The 15785-nt window shown below is 69.8% G+C and carries 16 protein-coding genes; 7 read left to right on the top strand and 9 right to left on the bottom strand.

Going from position 1 to position 15785, the window contains the following annotated elements:
• Positions 1 to 16 precede the first annotated feature (16 nt).
• The 6 genes from aroB to AC4HOU_RS04030 all read right to left on the bottom strand — a co-directional run bounded on the left by aroB (position 17) and on the right by AC4HOU_RS04030 (position 6842).
• Positions 17 to 1141 carry a 3-dehydroquinate synthase gene (aroB, locus tag AC4HOU_RS04055; RefSeq protein ID WP_195019627.1) on the bottom strand — a complete coding sequence of 375 codons (1125 nt, stop codon included), beginning with the start codon at positions 1139 to 1141 and terminating at the stop codon, positions 17 to 19.
• Positions 1138 to 1980 carry a shikimate kinase gene (locus AC4HOU_RS04050; RefSeq protein ID WP_163814612.1) on the bottom strand — a complete coding sequence of 281 codons (843 nt, stop codon included), beginning with the start codon at positions 1978 to 1980 and terminating at the stop codon, positions 1138 to 1140. The genes aroB and AC4HOU_RS04050 overlap by 4 nt, the downstream gene beginning before the upstream one ends.
• Positions 1977 to 3194, bottom strand: a complete 1218-nt coding sequence (gene aroC, locus AC4HOU_RS04045) for a chorismate synthase (protein ID WP_324197402.1) — start codon at positions 3192 to 3194, stop codon at positions 1977 to 1979. The genes AC4HOU_RS04050 and aroC overlap by 4 nt, the downstream gene beginning before the upstream one ends.
• A gap of 96 nt (positions 3195 to 3290) precedes the next feature.
• Entirely contained in the window at positions 3291 to 3809 is a 519-nt protein-coding gene (locus tag AC4HOU_RS04040) for a prepilin peptidase (RefSeq protein WP_194992883.1), read from the bottom strand.
• A 96-nt stretch (positions 3810 to 3905) separates the two neighbouring features.
• The gene (locus AC4HOU_RS04035; RefSeq protein ID WP_195007047.1) at positions 3906 to 4586 is read right to left on the bottom strand and encodes an acyl-CoA-like ligand-binding transcription factor; all 681 of its coding nucleotides are present in this window, start codon (positions 4584 to 4586) and stop codon (positions 3906 to 3908) included.
• A 21-nt stretch (positions 4587 to 4607) separates the two neighbouring features.
• Positions 4608 to 6842 (bottom strand): MMPL family transporter, encoded by a 2235-nt coding sequence (locus AC4HOU_RS04030; protein ID WP_195019626.1) that lies wholly within the window; start codon positions 6840 to 6842, stop codon positions 4608 to 4610.
• Between the two features lie 100 nt (positions 6843 to 6942).
• Here AC4HOU_RS04030 and AC4HOU_RS04025 point away from each other — a divergent pair, with 100 nt between their 5' ends.
• Genes AC4HOU_RS04025 through AC4HOU_RS04010 form a run of 4 tightly spaced genes read left to right on the top strand, consistent with a single transcriptional unit; the run spans position 6943 to position 9442 of the window.
• Positions 6943 to 8070 (top strand): M24 family metallopeptidase, encoded by a 1128-nt coding sequence (locus AC4HOU_RS04025; protein WP_195019625.1) that lies wholly within the window; start codon positions 6943 to 6945, stop codon positions 8068 to 8070.
• A 35-nt stretch (positions 8071 to 8105) separates the two neighbouring features.
• Complete coding sequence (gene efp, locus AC4HOU_RS04020) at positions 8106 to 8669, top strand: elongation factor P (protein ID WP_014351746.1); 564 nt, start codon at positions 8106 to 8108, stop codon at positions 8667 to 8669.
• A gap of 6 nt (positions 8670 to 8675) precedes the next feature.
• On the top strand, positions 8676 to 9185 hold the full coding sequence (gene nusB / locus AC4HOU_RS04015) for a transcription antitermination factor NusB (protein ID WP_163814608.1): 510 nt from the start codon (positions 8676 to 8678) through the stop codon (positions 9183 to 9185).
• Positions 9185 to 9442, top strand: coding sequence for a YciI family protein (locus AC4HOU_RS04010; protein WP_163814607.1), 258 nt, complete (start codon positions 9185 to 9187; stop codon positions 9440 to 9442). The genes nusB and AC4HOU_RS04010 overlap by 1 nt, the downstream gene beginning before the upstream one ends.
• A 65-nt stretch (positions 9443 to 9507) precedes the next feature.
• Here the strand turns inward: AC4HOU_RS04010 and AC4HOU_RS04005 are convergent, their stop codons facing one another.
• A complete protein-coding gene (locus AC4HOU_RS04005) occupies positions 9508 to 10959 on the bottom strand; it encodes an MFS transporter (protein WP_324197316.1) in 1452 nt (483 codons plus the stop codon).
• Positions 10960 to 11006: 47 nt separating this feature from the next.
• On the opposite strand from AC4HOU_RS04005, the gene soxR reads away from it, so the two are divergent.
• Positions 11007 to 11483, top strand: coding sequence for a redox-sensitive transcriptional activator SoxR (soxR, locus tag AC4HOU_RS04000; protein ID WP_163814606.1), 477 nt, complete (start codon positions 11007 to 11009; stop codon positions 11481 to 11483).
• A 12-nt stretch (positions 11484 to 11495) separates the two neighbouring features.
• Here soxR and AC4HOU_RS03995 read toward each other — a convergent pair whose 3' ends face one another.
• Positions 11496 to 12935 (bottom strand): serpin family protein, encoded by a 1440-nt coding sequence (locus tag AC4HOU_RS03995; RefSeq protein ID WP_324197315.1) that lies wholly within the window; start codon positions 12933 to 12935, stop codon positions 11496 to 11498.
• Between the two features lie 477 nt (positions 12936 to 13412).
• Here AC4HOU_RS03995 and AC4HOU_RS03990 point away from each other — a divergent pair, with 477 nt between their 5' ends.
• Positions 13413 to 13943: a DUF4334 domain-containing protein gene (locus AC4HOU_RS03990; RefSeq protein ID WP_163814604.1), complete on the top strand. Its 531-nt coding sequence runs from the start codon at positions 13413 to 13415 to the stop codon at positions 13941 to 13943.
• Between the two features lie 115 nt (positions 13944 to 14058).
• On the opposite strand, the gene AC4HOU_RS03985 is transcribed toward AC4HOU_RS03990, so the two are convergent.
• Complete coding sequence (locus AC4HOU_RS03985; RefSeq protein WP_228806900.1) at positions 14059 to 15033, bottom strand: quinone oxidoreductase family protein; 975 nt, start codon at positions 15031 to 15033, stop codon at positions 14059 to 14061.
• A gap of 85 nt (positions 15034 to 15118) precedes the next feature.
• On the opposite strand from AC4HOU_RS03985, the gene AC4HOU_RS03980 reads away from it, so the two are divergent.
• Complete coding sequence (locus AC4HOU_RS03980) at positions 15119 to 15694, top strand: TetR/AcrR family transcriptional regulator (RefSeq protein ID WP_195019624.1); 576 nt, start codon at positions 15119 to 15121, stop codon at positions 15692 to 15694.
• Positions 15695 to 15785 lie beyond the last annotated feature (91 nt).

Genomic DNA, 15785 nt, shown 5'->3' with positions numbered 1-15785 from the left:
GGGGGATCGCGACGTCCTAGAGCAGGACCGCGCTACCCGCACCGGGTTCGGGATCGCGGGCGATCGCCGAATACGCGGCGGCCAGCAGCGTCGGATCCGGTCCTTCCAACCGGCCGGGCTTGGCCAGGCCGTCCAGCACCACGAAACGCAGGACACCCGAACGGGTCTTCTTGTCGGTCTGCATCGACTCCAGCAGCTGTGGCAGTGCATCGGCATCGTAGGTGGTGGGCAGGCCGACGCTCTCCAGCACGGTGCGGTGCCGATCGGCGGTGGCGTCGTCGAGGCGCCCGGCCAGCCGGCCGAGCTCGGCGGCGAACACCAGGCCCACCGCGACCGCGGCGCCATGACGCCAGCGGTAGCGTTCCCGGCGCTCGATGGCGTGGCCGAGAGTATGGCCGTAGTTGAGGATCTCGCGCAGCGCGGCCTCCTTGAGATCGGCTGCAACCACCTCCGCCTTGACCGCGATGGCGCGGCGGATCAGTTCCGGCAGCACGTCGCCGGTGGGGTCGAGTGCGGCCTTCGGGTCGGCCTCGATCAGATCAAGGATCACCGGGTCGGCGATGAAACCGGCCTTGATGATCTCGGCCATGCCCGCGACGATCTCGTTGTGCGGCACCGTTTCCAGCGTCGCGAGATCGACCAGCACCGCGGCGGGTTCATGGAAGCAGCCCACCAGGTTCTTACCGGCCTCGGTGTTGATGCCGGTCTTACCGCCGACAGCCGCGTCCACCATGGCCAGCAGGGTGGTGGGCACGTGCACGATCTTCACCCCGCGCATCCAGGTGGCGGCGACGAATCCGGCGAGATCGGTGGCCGCGCCGCCGCCGAGGCTGACGATGACGTCGTTGCGGGTCAGCCCGATGCGGCCGAGCACCTCCCAGCAGAAACCGGCCACGGCCAGATCCTTACCGGCTTCGGCGTCCGGGATCTCGATGCGGTGGGCGTCGATCCCGGTGTCGGCCAGCGCTTTACGCACCACTTCGGCCGTTTCGGCCAGCGGCGGCTGATGGAAGATCGCGACCGTACGCACGCCGGAACCGCTGCCGGTGACCGACTCGACGAGCTCGCCGAGCAAGCCACGGCCGATGATCACCGGGTACGGGTCGGCGGTGCGGACCTCGAGACGACTCGGCTCTGTCACGTGCTCTGCTCCGATTCTGTGCGTTCTTGTTGGGTACGTGCGCGAGCGCGCGCCCGGCGGGCCCTGGCGCGGCGGGACCGTCCGTTGGTCGAGGTGCTCGCCGCCGGGGCGTTCGGGCCCGCGGCACCGGGCTGTCCGGTGGCGGTCTGGTCGGCGGTCTGGCTGTTCGCGGCGGCCTGCGCCGCCTTGCGGGCCGCTGCCCGTGCCCTCGACCTGCGGCGGGCCCTCGACCTACTGCTGCCCTGCGGGTTGGTGGCGCGTGGCGTGCGGTTCTGCTGTTCGGCGCCCTCGCCCGCGGCCGGTCGCACCGATTCCAGCGACAGCTTGCCGAGGATCATCTTCACCACCCGGCCCGGGCTGCGCCCGTCGGTGCGCACCCGCACCGTCGCGACCTCCCGGTACAGCGGTCGCCGACGCCGCATCAGCTCGCGATATTTGGCGCCGGGATCGGCGCCGTTGAGCAGCGGGCGGGCATTACTGGTGCCGGTGCGGCGAAGGCCTTCGGCCACACTGATTTCCAGGTACACCACGGTGTGTTCGCGCAGCAGCGCCCTGGTGTTCTCCGAGAGCACCGCACCGCCGCCGAGGGAGACCACGCCCGGCTCGTCGAGGATGGCGCGGCGCACCACCTGCTCTTCGATCTTGCGGAACTCCGCTTCGCCGTCGGTGGCGAAGATATCGGCGATGGTGCGCCCGGTTTCCTGTTCGATCCCGGCATCGGTGTCGTAGAGCTGCACGCCGAGTTCGCGGGCGAGCTTGCGGCCGATCGTCGATTTACCGGCCCCCGGCGGTCCGACCAGCACCACGCGCGGAGCGCGCGGGTCGGCCTGGGAAGTCATCGTGCCCGACTGTCCGCGTCGGTCGGCGCCACATGCGGACGGGTGCTGATGCGCTTGACGTAGCTGGTGACGTTGTCGGAGGTCTCGGCGAGCGAATCGCCGCCGAACTTCTCCAGCGCCGCTTGCGCGAGCACCAGCGCCACCATCGATTCGGCCACCACACCGGCCGCGGGCACCGCGCACACATCCGAGCGCTGGTGGATCGCGACGGCTTCCTCGCCGCTGCTCATATCGACCGTCGACAGCGCACGCGGCACCGTGGAGATCGGCTTCATCGCCGCACGCACCCGCAGGGCCTCGCCGTTGGTCATGCCGCCTTCCAGGCCACCGGCCCGGTTGGTCGAGCGCAGCACGCCGTCGGGGCCGGGCTTCATCTCGTCGTGGGCCTGGCTGCCGCGCCGGCGCGCGGTCTCGAAACCGTCGCCCACCTCGACACCCTTGATCGCCTGAATGCCCATGAGCGCGGCGGCCAGCCGCGCGTCGAGACGGTTCTCGCCGCTGGTGAACGAGCCGAGCCCGACCGGAAGTCCCTCCACCACGACCTCGACCACGCCGCCGAGGGTGTCGCCGTCCTTCTTGGCGGCCTCGATCTCGGCGATCATCGCCGCTTCGGCCTCGGCGTCGAAGGCGCGCACCGGGCTGGCGTCGATCGCCTCCAGGTCGGAGGCGGACGGGACATGACCGGTGGTGTTGGCGGCGGTGCCGATCGAGATCACATGCGAGACGACCTCCACCCCGAAGGCCTGGCGCAGGAACGCGCGCGCCACCGTGCCCGCCGCGACGCGGGCCGCTGTCTCGCGGGCGCTGGCCCGTTCGAGCACCGGGCGCGCATCGTCGAAGCCGTACTTGAGCATGCCCGAGTAGTCGGCGTGGCCGGGGCGGGGACGGGTCAGCGGGGCATTGCGTGCCAGGTCGGCCAGCTCGGCCGGATCCACCGGGTCGGCGGACATGACCGTGGTCCATTTCGGCCATTCGGAGTTGGCCACCTCGATGGCGACCGGGCCACCCATGGTGCGTCCATGCCGGACACCGCCGACGATGGTCACCTTGTCGGCTTCGAACTTCATCCGGGCGCCGCGCCCGTACCCGAGCCGACGGCGCGCCAACTGTGCGGAGATCTCGTCCGACGTCACCTCGACACCGGCCACCATCCCCTCGAGGATGGCGACGAGAGCGGGACCATGGGATTCTCCAGCAGTTATCCAGCGCAGCACGCCGTCCATCTTCCCATGTGGACGCTCTCGGCCGGGAAACCGGTCCACCGTGATCAGCGGCACCCTTCCCGCCTGCGCCGAATGGTTGCCGCGCGATCACCCGAAGCCCACCGCGAGCAGCGTCGCCACGCACATCGACGGGCCGTGCGGCAGGGTGACCGGACCTGTGGTCGACGGCGTCGCCGGCGCGCGGGGGCGGCGCATGGTTCGTGGGCGGTGCGGCGGATCGGTGGCCGCGCTGCACCGGCTCCGTCCGCCTCGCGGCACTACGAGCACTGCGGCCCCCGCGACGGCGGTCAGCACCGGTGCGCCGACGGCGGCAGCCACCCATGCCTGGCCGCCGCACATTCCGGCGGCCGCCCCGAGCCCGACCGCGAGCTTGACATCGCCCGCCCCGAACGCCGCCGGTGTCACCAGATGCACCACGAGATACGGCACGGAGAGCAGCACCGCCCCGACGAGGGCCGCGGCGAGTCGGCCGGTGCCTGCCGCGTACCCGAGCACGACGGCAGCGCCGGGTCCGGTGAGCAGATCGGGCAGCCGCCGGTGCCGAATATCGCTGACACTCAACGCCATACACCAGGCGGCGAGCGCGATGAGCGCGAAGGTTCCCATCTGTCGACAGTGACAGGTGGGTCAGCGTCGCGGGAGCTGCCTGGCGCCGGTTGGGGATAACCGCGACGGCTGTGAATACCGTCCGATTCGCAGGTGTCAGAAGGTGAGCCCGGTGGCGAGGCGGTCGAGCGCGTCGTCGAACACCGATACCACGTCGAGGTCGGGGTTATCGGCCCAGCGACGCATGAACCCGAGCGCGATTCCGATGACGGCGCCGGTGAACCAGGCGATCTCCGGATCGTCGCCGTCGCGTCCGGTGCGCTGGGCGACCAAGTCGGCGATCGCGCGTTCCATGGCGAGCAGATTGGTCAGGGTGGCCCCGCGCAGGCCCGGCTCGTGCAGCATCAGCCGGGTCCGGCGCCGGCCGAGCTCGATATCGGCCTCCGACATCTCCGCGGTGACCTCGTGAAAGGCGCCGCGCAGCGATTCCACCACGCTCGCCTCGGCGGGCTGTTCGGCCAGCTTGGTGAACATGACGTTGTCGTATTCGTCGGAGATCACGAGATCTTCTTTGGTGGGGAAGTAGCGGTACACGGTGCTCGGGGCGACCTCGGCCGCCGCCGCGACCGCTTCCACCGGCGTGGCGTCATAACCATTGGCCTCGAACAGGGTCATGGCATGGCGCTGGATGGCAGCAGCGGTCCTGGCCTTCTTGAGCTCGCGCAGCCCCTTGGTGGGCTTCGCCGCGCCCGGAGACGCGGCCGACCGGTCGGCCGCCGGCCGCGAGGATGGCTTTCCGGCAGCTGCGGATTGCTGATCTCCGACCGACGACCTCACCGTGTACCCCACTCCCTGTGCTCAATCCCGCGACGGCGGCTGACTCGATTCTGCAACAGCGGCCGCGCCCACGGTTCGTGCGCCGCGCGCGGCCGGCGTCACGGCACGGGGAGCGGCACCGTCGAGATCGTCGAGGTTGCGACCCTCGACGTCGATCTCGGGCAGCAGCCGATCCAGCCAGCGCGGCAGCCACCAGCCGTGCCGGCCGAGCAGCGACATCATGGCGGGCACCGCCGTCATCCGCACCAGGAAGGCATCGAAGAGCACCGCGGCCGCGAGGGCGAAACCGAACGACTGCACCATCGGGGTGGCCGAGAACAAGAATCCGGCGAACACGCTGATCATGATGATCGCCGCGGCCGTGACCACCCGCGCGCCCGCGGCGAAGCCGTCGACGATCGCGGCATCGGTGCTCTGCCCGCGCAGATGTTCTTCCCGCATACGCGTTACCAGGAACACCTGGTAATCCATCGCCAGCCCGAACACCATGCCCACCAGCATCACCGGCAACAGGTTGACGATGATGCCGGAGGACTGCACACCCAGCTGATCGTTGAACCAGCCCCACTGGAACACCGCGACCACCACGCCGAAAGTGGCCGCCACGCTGAGCAGGAAACCGGCGGCCGCGACCAGTGGCACCAGCACGGAACGGAAGACCAGGATCAACAGCACGAAGGCCAGGCCGCCGACCAGGGCGAGATAGGGCAGCAGCGCGGCCCGTAATTTCGCCGACGAGTCGATATCGAGAGCGGTCTGGCCGGTGATCATCACCCGCGCATCACCCGGCAGCGCGGCGCTGCCCGCCTCGTCACGGATGGCCTCGAGTGCCCGCGTGGTGGCGGGATCGGCCGGGCCGTGTCCGGGTACCACTGCCAGCAGCGCGGTGGCGCCGGTGGCGTCGAAGACCGGCGGCGCGACGGCTGCCACGCCGTCGATACCACTGATGATCGTGCGCACCCTGGCGGCCGCGGCGGGAGCGGCAGCGTCGGCGCCCGCGTCCACCACCACGGTGAGCGGGCCGTTGGCGCCGGCACCGAACCCGTCCGCGATCAGGTCGTAGGCCTTGCGCTGGGTGGTGTCGGCCGGCGCGGTGCCGTCATCGGGGAAGCCGAGCCGCAGATCCAGCGCGGGCACCGCGGCGAGCAGCAGAATCGCTGTGGCACCGAGCAATACCGGCAGCCGGTGCGCGACCACGGTGGCGGCCCATCGCCTGCCCATCGTCATCCGCGCGGGCCCGGTGCCGCGGCGCGGGCCGCGCACCCGCACCAGCCGTTCACCGCCCCAGCCCAGCAGCGCGGGCAGCAGCGTCAGCGCCGCGATCACCGCCATGGCGACGGTGAACGCCGCCGCCAGACCCACCTGAGTGAGGGCGGGGATCCCCACCACGGTCAATCCGGCCAGAGCGATGACGACCGTGAGTCCGGCGAACAGCACCGCCGAACCGGCCCGTCCGACGGCTTGACCTGCCGCTTCGGGCAGGGCGTAGCCGGCCGCCGCGAGCTGGCGGTAGCGCAGGATGATGAACAGCGAGTAGTCGATGGCGACCGCGATGCCCAGCATCAGCGCCAGCGCCGAGGTATCGGTGTTCAGGTCGGCGAAGCCGCTGGCCGCGGTGATCGCGGCCAGCCCGACCGTGAGCCCGGCGGCCGCCACCAGCAGCGGCAACCCGGCCGCGAGCAGTGAGCCGAGGGTGATCAGCAGCACCACCGCCGCCACCAGCACGCCGATGGTTTCGCCCGCGCCCTCGTCGGGGGCGGCGGCAGCGTCGGCGCCGGCCTCGGCGGTCATACCGGCCTCGCGGGCGGTAGTGAGCGCCTCGGCGACGGCGTCGCGATCGGCCTCGGTCAGTTCCTCCCGGCTCACCCGATACGACACCTCGATCAGACCAGTTCGCCCATCAGCGGCGATGGCGTCGGGGCCGAGTTCGCCGACCCGCGCGACATTCGGCCCGACGGCCAGACGGTCCCGGACCTGGTCGATCGTCTGCCCGGCGTCCTCGAGGCGCGTGCCCTCAGGGGCCACCAGCACGACCCGCGCCGTCGCGCCGTTCGCGGCGGCGGCGGGGAAGCGCTGCGCCATCACATCGATGGCCCGCTGCGATTCGGTGCCGGGCACCGTGAACGTGTCCGAGGTCGGCCCGGACAACGTGGCCGCTGCCCCGATCGCCCCGGCGATCACCGCGAGCCACACCACCACGACCAGGCCGCGGCGCCGGAAACTTCCGATTCCCAGCCGATAGAGCAGCACTGACATAGGAGACACCACCTATTTGAGAGTGAACTAGTAAATCGGAGTGTACTCCCAAAACATGCTGGGGTGTCGAGCCCGCGGAAGACGGCGGTAGCTTTGATCCATGTCTGCTGATGCTGCGGGGCTGCGGCCCGACTACGCGGCGCGTCGAAGCGCGCTGCGCAGCCTGCTGGTGGAGAACGAGATCGACGGGCTCCTGGTCACCGACCTGGTCAACATCAGGTACCTGACCGGCTTCACCGGCTCGAACGCCGCGCTGCTGGTGTCCTCCTGGGACGCGCACGGCGCCGAAGATCGCACCGTCATCAGTACCGACGGCCGCTACCGCACCCAGGTCGCCGAGCAGGTGCCCGACCTGCACGCCGACATCGTGCGCGCGTGTGCCCGCCGCGTGGTGGAACTCGCGGGGGAGTGGCAACTCGGCCGGGTCGGCTACGAGAGTCACGTGGTCACCGTCGACGAGCACCGCGGCTTCGAGGAGCTCAGCACCGGTCTGGAACTGGTCGCCACGCCCGGGCTCGTCGAGCAGTTGCGCATGGTCAAGGACGCTTACGAGGTGGACCGGCTGCGCGCGGCGTGCGCGGTCGGCGATGCCGCGCTGGCCACCCTGCTCGAGCGCGGCGCGCTGCGACCCGGTCGCACCGAACGTCAGGTGGCCCGCGACCTGGAATGGGCGATGTTCGAACACGGCGGCGAAGCCGTCGCCTTCGAGACGATCGTCGCCGCGGGTGCGAATTCGGCTGTTCCACACCATCGCCCGACCGATGCGGTGCTGGCGACGGGCGATTTCGTGAAACTCGATTTCGGTGCGGTCGTCGGCGGCTACCACTCGGACATGACCCGGACCCTGGTGCTCGGCCCGCCGGCCGACTGGCAGCGCGAGGTCTACGAACTGGTGCGCGAGGCGCAGCGGGCAGGCCGCGAGGCCCTGCGACCTGGCGTGCCGGTCGCCGATGTGGACGGCGCCGCCCGCGCCGTCATCGACGCCGCGGGCCACGGTGCGTTGTTCGTGCACGGACTCGGACACGGGGTCGGACTGCGTATCCATGAAGCGCCCGGAATCGCGAAAGCGGGCACGAGTACACTGCTGTCTGGCGTGGCGGTGACCGTCGAACCAGGTGTGTACTTTCCCGGCCGCGGCGGGGTCCGGATCGAGGACACGCTCGTGGTGCGCGAAGGGGGCCCGGAACTGCTCACCCGCACCAGCAAAGACCTGACCGTCGTCGAGTGACGCCGGTCGCCGAGAACCGAGGAGATCCGAAGACAGTGGCGGACACCAGCGACTTCAAGAACGGCCTCGTGCTGAAGATCGACAATCAGCTCCAGCAGATCGTCGAGTTCCAGCACGTGAAGCCGGGCAAGGGCCCCGCCTTCGTGCGGACCAAGCTGAAGAACGTGGTCTCCGGCAAGGTCGTCGACAAGACGTTCAATGCTGGTGTGAAGGTCGAAACCGCGACCGTCGACCGTCGCGATATGACCTACCTGTACCACGACGGCTCCGACTACATCTTCATGGACGGCGAGACCTACGACCAGATCCACCTGGGCGAGAACATCGTCGGCAAGGCCGGTGGCTTCCTGCTGGAGAACATGGGCGTGCAGATCGCGATGCACGAGGGCGAGGCGCTGTTCATCGAGCTGCCGGTCTCCATCGAGGTCGAGGTCACCCACACCGAACCGGGTCTGCAGGGCGACCGCTCCAGCGCGGGCACCAAGCCGGCCACCATCGAGACCGGCGCCGAGGTGCAGGTCCCGCTGTTCATCAATGTGGGCGACAAGCTCAAGATCGACACCCGCGACGGCAGCTACATCAGCCGCGTCAACTCCTGACGCCGCATGGCGGACCAGCCCGCGGAGAAGAAGCCCGCATTCAAGAAACTCGGCGCACGCCACAAGGCCAGGCGCCGCGCGGTGGATCTGCTGTTCGAAGCCGAGGCCCGCGATATCGACCCCGCTGATCTGATCGACGAGCGGGTCGAGTTGTCGGTCACCGATCAGGCGGTCGCACCGGTGCACGCCTACACCCGCACGCTGGTCGAAGGCGTCGCCGATGATCTCGACCGGGTCGACGGCACCATCGAGTCCTATCTGCAGGACTGGACGCTGTCGCGGTTGCCCGCCGTGGACCGCGCCATCCTGCGGATCGCGGTGTGGGAGTTGTTCCACGCCAACGATGTGCCGCCGGTGGTGGCGGTCGACGAGGCGGTGGAACTGGCCAAGGAGCTGTCCACCGACGACTCGCCGTCGTTCGTCAACGGTGTGCTCGGTCAGGTGGTGCTGGTGGCGCCGCAGGTCCGCGCCGCCGCCGCGGCCACCCGCGCGCCGCGGCCCGAGCCGGAGCAGTGATGCACAAGTACCTGGTCATGGTCATGCGCACGCCTCGGTTCGATCCGGCGGTCGTGGAACCGCACAAGCAGTTCCTCGCCGAACTGCGGGCCAAGGGCATGCTGCAGGAAACCGGCCGATTCACCGACGGCACCGGTGGCGCCTATATCGTGCTGGCCGATTCGCTCGACCAGGCGCGCGAGATCGTCTTCACCGATCCGGTGCACACCACCGGAGCCTCGGAGGTCACGGTGTACGAGTGGGAGATCACCGGCTGACGTTGTGCGGAGCGCCGACGCGGTCCCGGTCGTGAACCCCGCCAGGTCTGCCGGGACCGAGCCGTCTACCGGCCCGCCGTCGGTCGGCTCCGAGCTGTGGCCCGCACCGCGGTGATCGTTCCGGCGACGGTGATGGCCGCGATCCCGAAGGTCATCAGCCGTGCGGAATTCACGACCGAATCCCCGCCCAGGTTGACCAAAGTGCCGGCGATGGCGGAGGTCACGGTGTAGGCGATGAGCTGGGTGGTGCTCAACGCCGCCGCGGCCTTGGCGCCCTCGTTCTCGTCGGTCGTACTGGCCATCGCGGCCACGCTCAGGTGCGGGAAGGCCAGGCCGATACCCGTACCGGCCACGAAAAGAGCTGCGGCCCACAGTAGTACGCCGATGACGGCGGCGTCGTCGGACTGAGCGAGCCCGTAGACGAGCAGTCCGCCGGTGAGCAGAACCGGCGCCGTCCGGATGGCCCGTCGCGCGGCGGCCGGGCCGAGGCCGACGCTGAACAGCTGCGATACCACCCACCCGACGGACAGAGCGGCGCCGAGCAGCCCGGCGGCGAAGGGCGCCAGACCGCCGAGTTCCTGACCGAACAGTGGAATGAAGTTCTCCGTCATCACGCCCGCGCACAGGGCGGCGACGGTGAGGTACACCCACTTGAGCGGATTGTCGCGCTGATAGGTCGAGCGCGGCAGCACCGAGGACCTGCCACGCTTTTCGGCGGCGAGGAACGCGCCGAGCAAGACGGCGCCCGCGATCATGCAGCCCGCGGTCGGCCATCCGGACGCCACCGTGGAACTGAGGCTGAACACCGCCGCCGCGGCCGTGAGCAACGTCAGCGACAGCAGCGGCACGTTGCTGCGCTCGGTGGCAACGGCGGTCCGGGGTGGCAGGGCGCGGACACCGAGCATCGCCAGCACCATCGCGGCGAGCAGGAGCAGGGCATAGGCCCAGCGCCAGGCGCCGACCTGGGCGAAGGCCCCGCCCAGGGTCGGGCCCACCAGCGTGCCCACCCCCCACATCGCCGATACCAGACCGGCGGCCCTGGCCCACAGGTGGGCAGGCAGCGCCGCACGGATCACCGCGTAGCCGAGCCCGGCCAGCAACCCGCCGCCGAAACCCTGTACGACGCGCCCGACCAGGAGCAATTCCATTGTCGGGCTCAGCGCATTCAACGCCGCGCCCAGTCCGAAGGTGAGGAAGCCGACCAGGTACGCCCCCCGCACGCCTCGGCTTCCGAGGATTCGGCTGACCAGCATCGATGCGATCACCGCCGCCATCAGGAATCCGGTGGCGACCCACGCGTAATAGTCGGCGCCACCGATGTCATCGACGATCGATGGCATGAGGGCGGCGGTGAAATACAGATTCATCGCATAGAGCGCGACGCCACCGGCCAGGATCGCCACGCTCGCGAAGTGGCTGGGCGACAGCAACTCACGCCAGCCGCCAGTGGGTCGGTCCGTCGTCACCGCGTTGTCGTTGTCGGGCTTTTCGTGCTCATCGAGCGAGGTAGAGGTCACGAGCAGCTACGCTAGAACTTAAAGCTCACTTTAAGTCAAGGAGTTCGATGTCGAAACCGGCACCCACCGATCTGCTGACGGTCGGCGAGGTCGCTCAGCGCGCGGGGATCGCCACGTCCGCGGTCCGGTTCTACGAAGACCAAGGGTTGATCACCTCGATTCGTACCTCGGGCAACCAACGTCGGTTCCGCAGGCATGTGCTGCGCAGGCTGTCGCTGATCCTGGTCGCCAAGCGCCTCGGTATCCCGCTCACCGAGGTCGCCGAGGTCTTCGCGTCGCTGCCGGAGGATCGGATGCCGAGCAAACGTGACTGGCAACGGATCTCCCGGCGCTGGCAATCCCATCTGGCCGCCCGCAGGCGCGAACTCGAGGCCCTCGAACGCGAACTCACCGGCTGTATCGGTTGCGGTTGCCTGTCGTTGCAGACCTGCTGGGTACTCAACCCTGGCGATGCGCTCAGTGACGAGGGGCCCGGTCCGCGTCGGTTGCCGCACGAGGACGCGGCGGGCGCCGATATGCCGTGAACGTCACTGGCGTTACCGCGCACCCGGCGTGGTGGGCGGGCGGCGCAGCGGGGTCGTCGGGGAGTCCGATGCCGGGGGCCACGGCGGCATAGACGGCCGGGGTGTCCGCGGGACGGGCGCCGGTTGTGGTGGCCCAGCCCAGGGTGCGGGCGGCGGTGACGTGAAGGCCGGGCCGAACGGGGACTCGGCCGGGGCCGGCTGTGGCGGAGCCGTTCGCGACTGCCGCGGCACCGGTTCCGGCCGTGGATGCCGGGGATGTCGATCAGCGGTATCGGCCGCGCTCGCGGCTCGTGTGGGAGGCCGGTACTCCTCGGGCCGGGAGGCGATCCAGCCGGCCACGATGGCCAGGTCGGTGGGTCGGTGGACGGCGAGGAAACCGAAGGGGCGGTCGAAGGTCGCGGTGCAGACGGTGACTCGGTGTTCGGTCGGCGGTGGTGGCTTGCTGCCGGCGCGGAGGGCGAACGCGGTGACCGCCGCGGCTTCGAATCCATCGCGGGTGAAGCGGGCCAGCACGTCCTGTGCGCCCTGGCTGATCGCCAACGGCCTCGGGGAGATCCCGGGGAAGTGATGCCCGGATGTCTGTGCGGCGGTGAGGCCGAATATCGGGCTCAGGTGGGTGGCGCAGAGGTCATGGTTGGAGCGGATGTCGAAGGGCGGGAGTTGTAGCCGGAGCTGAGGTCGATTCCGCAGTGAAGTCTCTTCGCGCACTGCGAGTCCGGGCCCGTCGGTGCCCACGGGGAGTTGCGTGCGCACTTCGATCACACCGGCGAGTGCGTCCAATCCGGTGGCGAGCACGTGGGCGGGAGTGGCAGGTCCTTGGAGCAGATGAATATCGACATCGGCCGTGCCCTGCACGACGATGCGGGTCACCGGTTGGGGTCCGTCCAGGATCGCCGCGTCCGTCAGACTGCTGGTGGTCCGTGACAATGCGGCCACCGCTGGGCCCTGCCATGGGCCGGTCCCCGGTGTCATGGCCGTCTCATGAAACGATTCGCGCCACGTGGTGCGGGCCACCAGGGCGGTTGCCAGGACCAGCAGGGTCGAGGGGTCGATTCGGAGTGGAAACTTCTTGATCAGGCCACCGGTGTGCTGGTCGGCCCAGGCATCGAGGGTGACCTGGTCGGTGAGGAGATCGACTGTGCCCACCGGCAAGCCGCTCAGCCACTCGTCGTTCAATGGCAGGTTGCGGTTGACCCAGACGCCGAGCGCTGCGGACAGATCGACCGCGTCATCCATCGTCTCCATGAGCCGCAGTGCGGCCGAATGGGCTGTGCTGCCGGGCATTCCGATTGCCGCTTCGAGTTCGGCGCGCGCCGGCCCGCCCGCGGCCGCCGCCATCAGGCCGAGCAGCGGCCACAGCCCGGCGCCGGAGAGGACGAAATCTCCGTCCGCGCCCGCCTCGCACCAGCGGCGAGTGAGGTGGTTCGCGGCATCGACGTGGGGTTCGAGCACGGTCCGCAGGGATTCACCCTATCGGCGGCGCGGCAGGAGGGCGACAGCGTATACCGCTGCGCGTCCGGGTCGCTGCCACCGGACCGAATCGCGTGACATAGTGCGGCGCAGCTGGTTTCGCCCAGGCGAGGCGAACCGGCAACCGTGGGGCGACGGGGCGGGACTTCTGGACAGGGCCATTGTGTGTCACCAGTGGGGGGCGAATCACGCCCAGCGGAGTCGCGAGCCGCCGACCCATGCCCGCGCTCCCGCCGGGTGGGTGTACAGGACCCCGGCGGGAGCGCGAGCAGCAAGCCGTGACCGGCTCGGGCCGAGAACGGAGGCCAGCCCCGACGCCGGGCCCCGCGCTCTCGCTGTCGATCTTGCTACCTCAACCGCGCTCGAGGTCAAACCGTCCGCCGGCAACCGGTCGAGGCGACCGGTTGAGAGACAGATAGACTTTTCCTCGCAACACTTCGATGGTGAGGAGATCGGGCGATGACCGAGAATCAGCGCACGATATTGCGCGGACGCTGTACGCCGGAGCAGGCGTGGGCGGTGTTCGATGATCTGCCCGCCGCCCGTGTCGGCGAGGTGACCACCGGCCGCTGGCGTGGCAGCGAAGTGAACACCGGACATCCGTGGGCCGGTGTGCTCGTGGAATCCGGTTGGTACGGCAAGCAATTCGACAGCCCCGACGCGGTGCATCCGCTGCTGTTCGCCGACCAGAACGGTTCGATCTTCGCCGTGGACCCGCGCCGTGCCCCGCTGGGGCTGGCCGGTCGATTCCCGGCCACCTGGCTGCGCCCGGTGCGCAACAATCTGCGCTTCCTCGCGCCGGCGCTGCGCACCAAGAAGCCGACGGCCCGGTTGCGCGATATCGAATACCGCGGTGTCGTCAGCGCGGCCATGGTTTACGACCACCTGCCGATCATCGACCATTTCCGGCGTCTCGACGACGATGCCCTGCTCGGCGTGATGGATATGCGTGGGCTGGCCGAGCCGTATTTCTTCATGCTCGAGCGCTGACCGGAAGGTCGCTGCCGCGACCGTCGGTTGCCGCCCGCGTCCACGGCCCATCGACTCGAATCGGCGACCCGAACTGCCGCGATCGTGTCCGCTGTGCCGCGCCGGCGATCGTCCGCTACCGATCTGCGCCCGGCCGCAGAATGATCTTGCCGAGCGGGGCGCGTGATTCGACCAGCTCATGCGCCTGAGCCGCGGCGTCGAGCGGCAACGTCGTCTCGACGGCGGGTGCGAGTGTGTGGACTCGCTCGAGGATGTCGGCGCGGTGTGGCGCCAGCTCCGCGAGCCAGGCGGGCCCCGCGCACCCGATGAGGGTGAGCCCACGGGGGAGAAGATCGCCTGCCGTCACCTGTGCCGGCGCGCCGGACAGCCAGCCATAGCTGAGCATGCGTCCGCTGCCCGGGGTCATGACATCGAGCAGCGGCGCAGCGGACGAGCCGCCGATGGAATCGAAGACGACATCGACGGTGGCGTCGGCGAGCCGGGCGCGCAGGGTATCGGCCCAGTTGTCGGCACGGTGATCGAGCACGTCGGTGGCGCCCAGCTCGCGGGCCCGTTGTTGCTTGGCCGCATCGCCCGCGGTGGCGATCACCCGCGCCGCGCCGAACTGCTCGGCCAGCTGAACCAGGTAACTGCCGACGCCCGTCGCCCCCGCTTCCACGAGCACCGTCTCGGTGCCGGTGAGCCGGGCGGCCTTCAGCAGCGCGATCGCGACCGATCCGCTCATCGCCGCGGCTGCGGCATCCTCGGCCGAGACTCCTTCCGGGATAACGGTCGCGGCCTCGGCTGCGGCGCGAACGAACTCGGCGTAGGAACCCGCACCCGCCGTATCCGCCACCACTCGGCGCCCGAGAAGGCTCCGATCCACGCCGTCGCCGACCTCGACCACCTCGCCCGCCGCCTGGAACCCGAAGACGGCCGGAAGGTCGACGGCCATCGGGAAAATGCCCGAGCGCATGAGGGTTTCGGGGTAGAGGACGGGGATCGCCTCCGCGCGGATCAGTACTTCGCCCGCCTCCGGTCGCGGCTCGGCGACCTCGCGCGCGACCAGGACCTCGGGCCCACCGATTCCCGTCATTACGATTGCTTGCATTGGAACTCCATAACTTGACCGACGGTCCACTTACTCGCGCAGACGATATGGACCGCCGGTCAACTTGTCAACCGAAAGTGGTGCGATGACCGACCGTCGTCCGGCCGAACGCGCGGATGCCGCGCGCAATCGGCGCGCGATCCTGGACGCGACCAGGGCCCTGCTCGCCGAGCACGGCGCGGAGGCGATCACGATGGATCGGGTCGCGGCAGCCGCGGGGGTCGGCAAGGGGACCATCTTCCATCGCTTCGGCAACCGGGCCGGGTTGCTGCACGAAATGGTCGCCGAGAGCGCGTTGACGCTGATGAACGCCGTCAAGGACGGGCCGCCGCCGCTGGGGCCAGGCGCGCCCGCGGGGGAGCGGCTGATCGCCTTCTTCGAGGCGATGGCGTGGCTGGTGATCGACAATCGCGAGCTGATGGCCGCCTATCGCACCGAGGCGCCGCATCCGAGAACCGCGGAGTTCCATCGGTTCTGGTTCGACCACATCACCGCGCTGCTGCGTGAGGCGCGTCCCGATCTGGATGCCGAGGTCGTCGGGCGGCTGTTGCTGGACAGTTTGGCCGGGCCGACCGTGCCCGATCTGGTGCGCTCGGGCGAGACCGATCGAGTGCTGGCAGCGGTGCGCGCGATGATGGAGTCCGTCTTACGCGCACCCTGAGCCGGGAACGGGGTCGCTCGTGCTGCGGCGTGGAGTGCCGAGACGGATCACGGACCGGCGGCCGGCTGCCCACCGAGCGCCGGCGCCAGGT

The sequence above is a fragment of the Nocardia sp. JCM 38205 genome (assembly GCF_058222935.1).
Note: the sequence above shows the minus strand (reverse complement) of the source record. Positions and strands in the feature narration are given on the sequence as shown.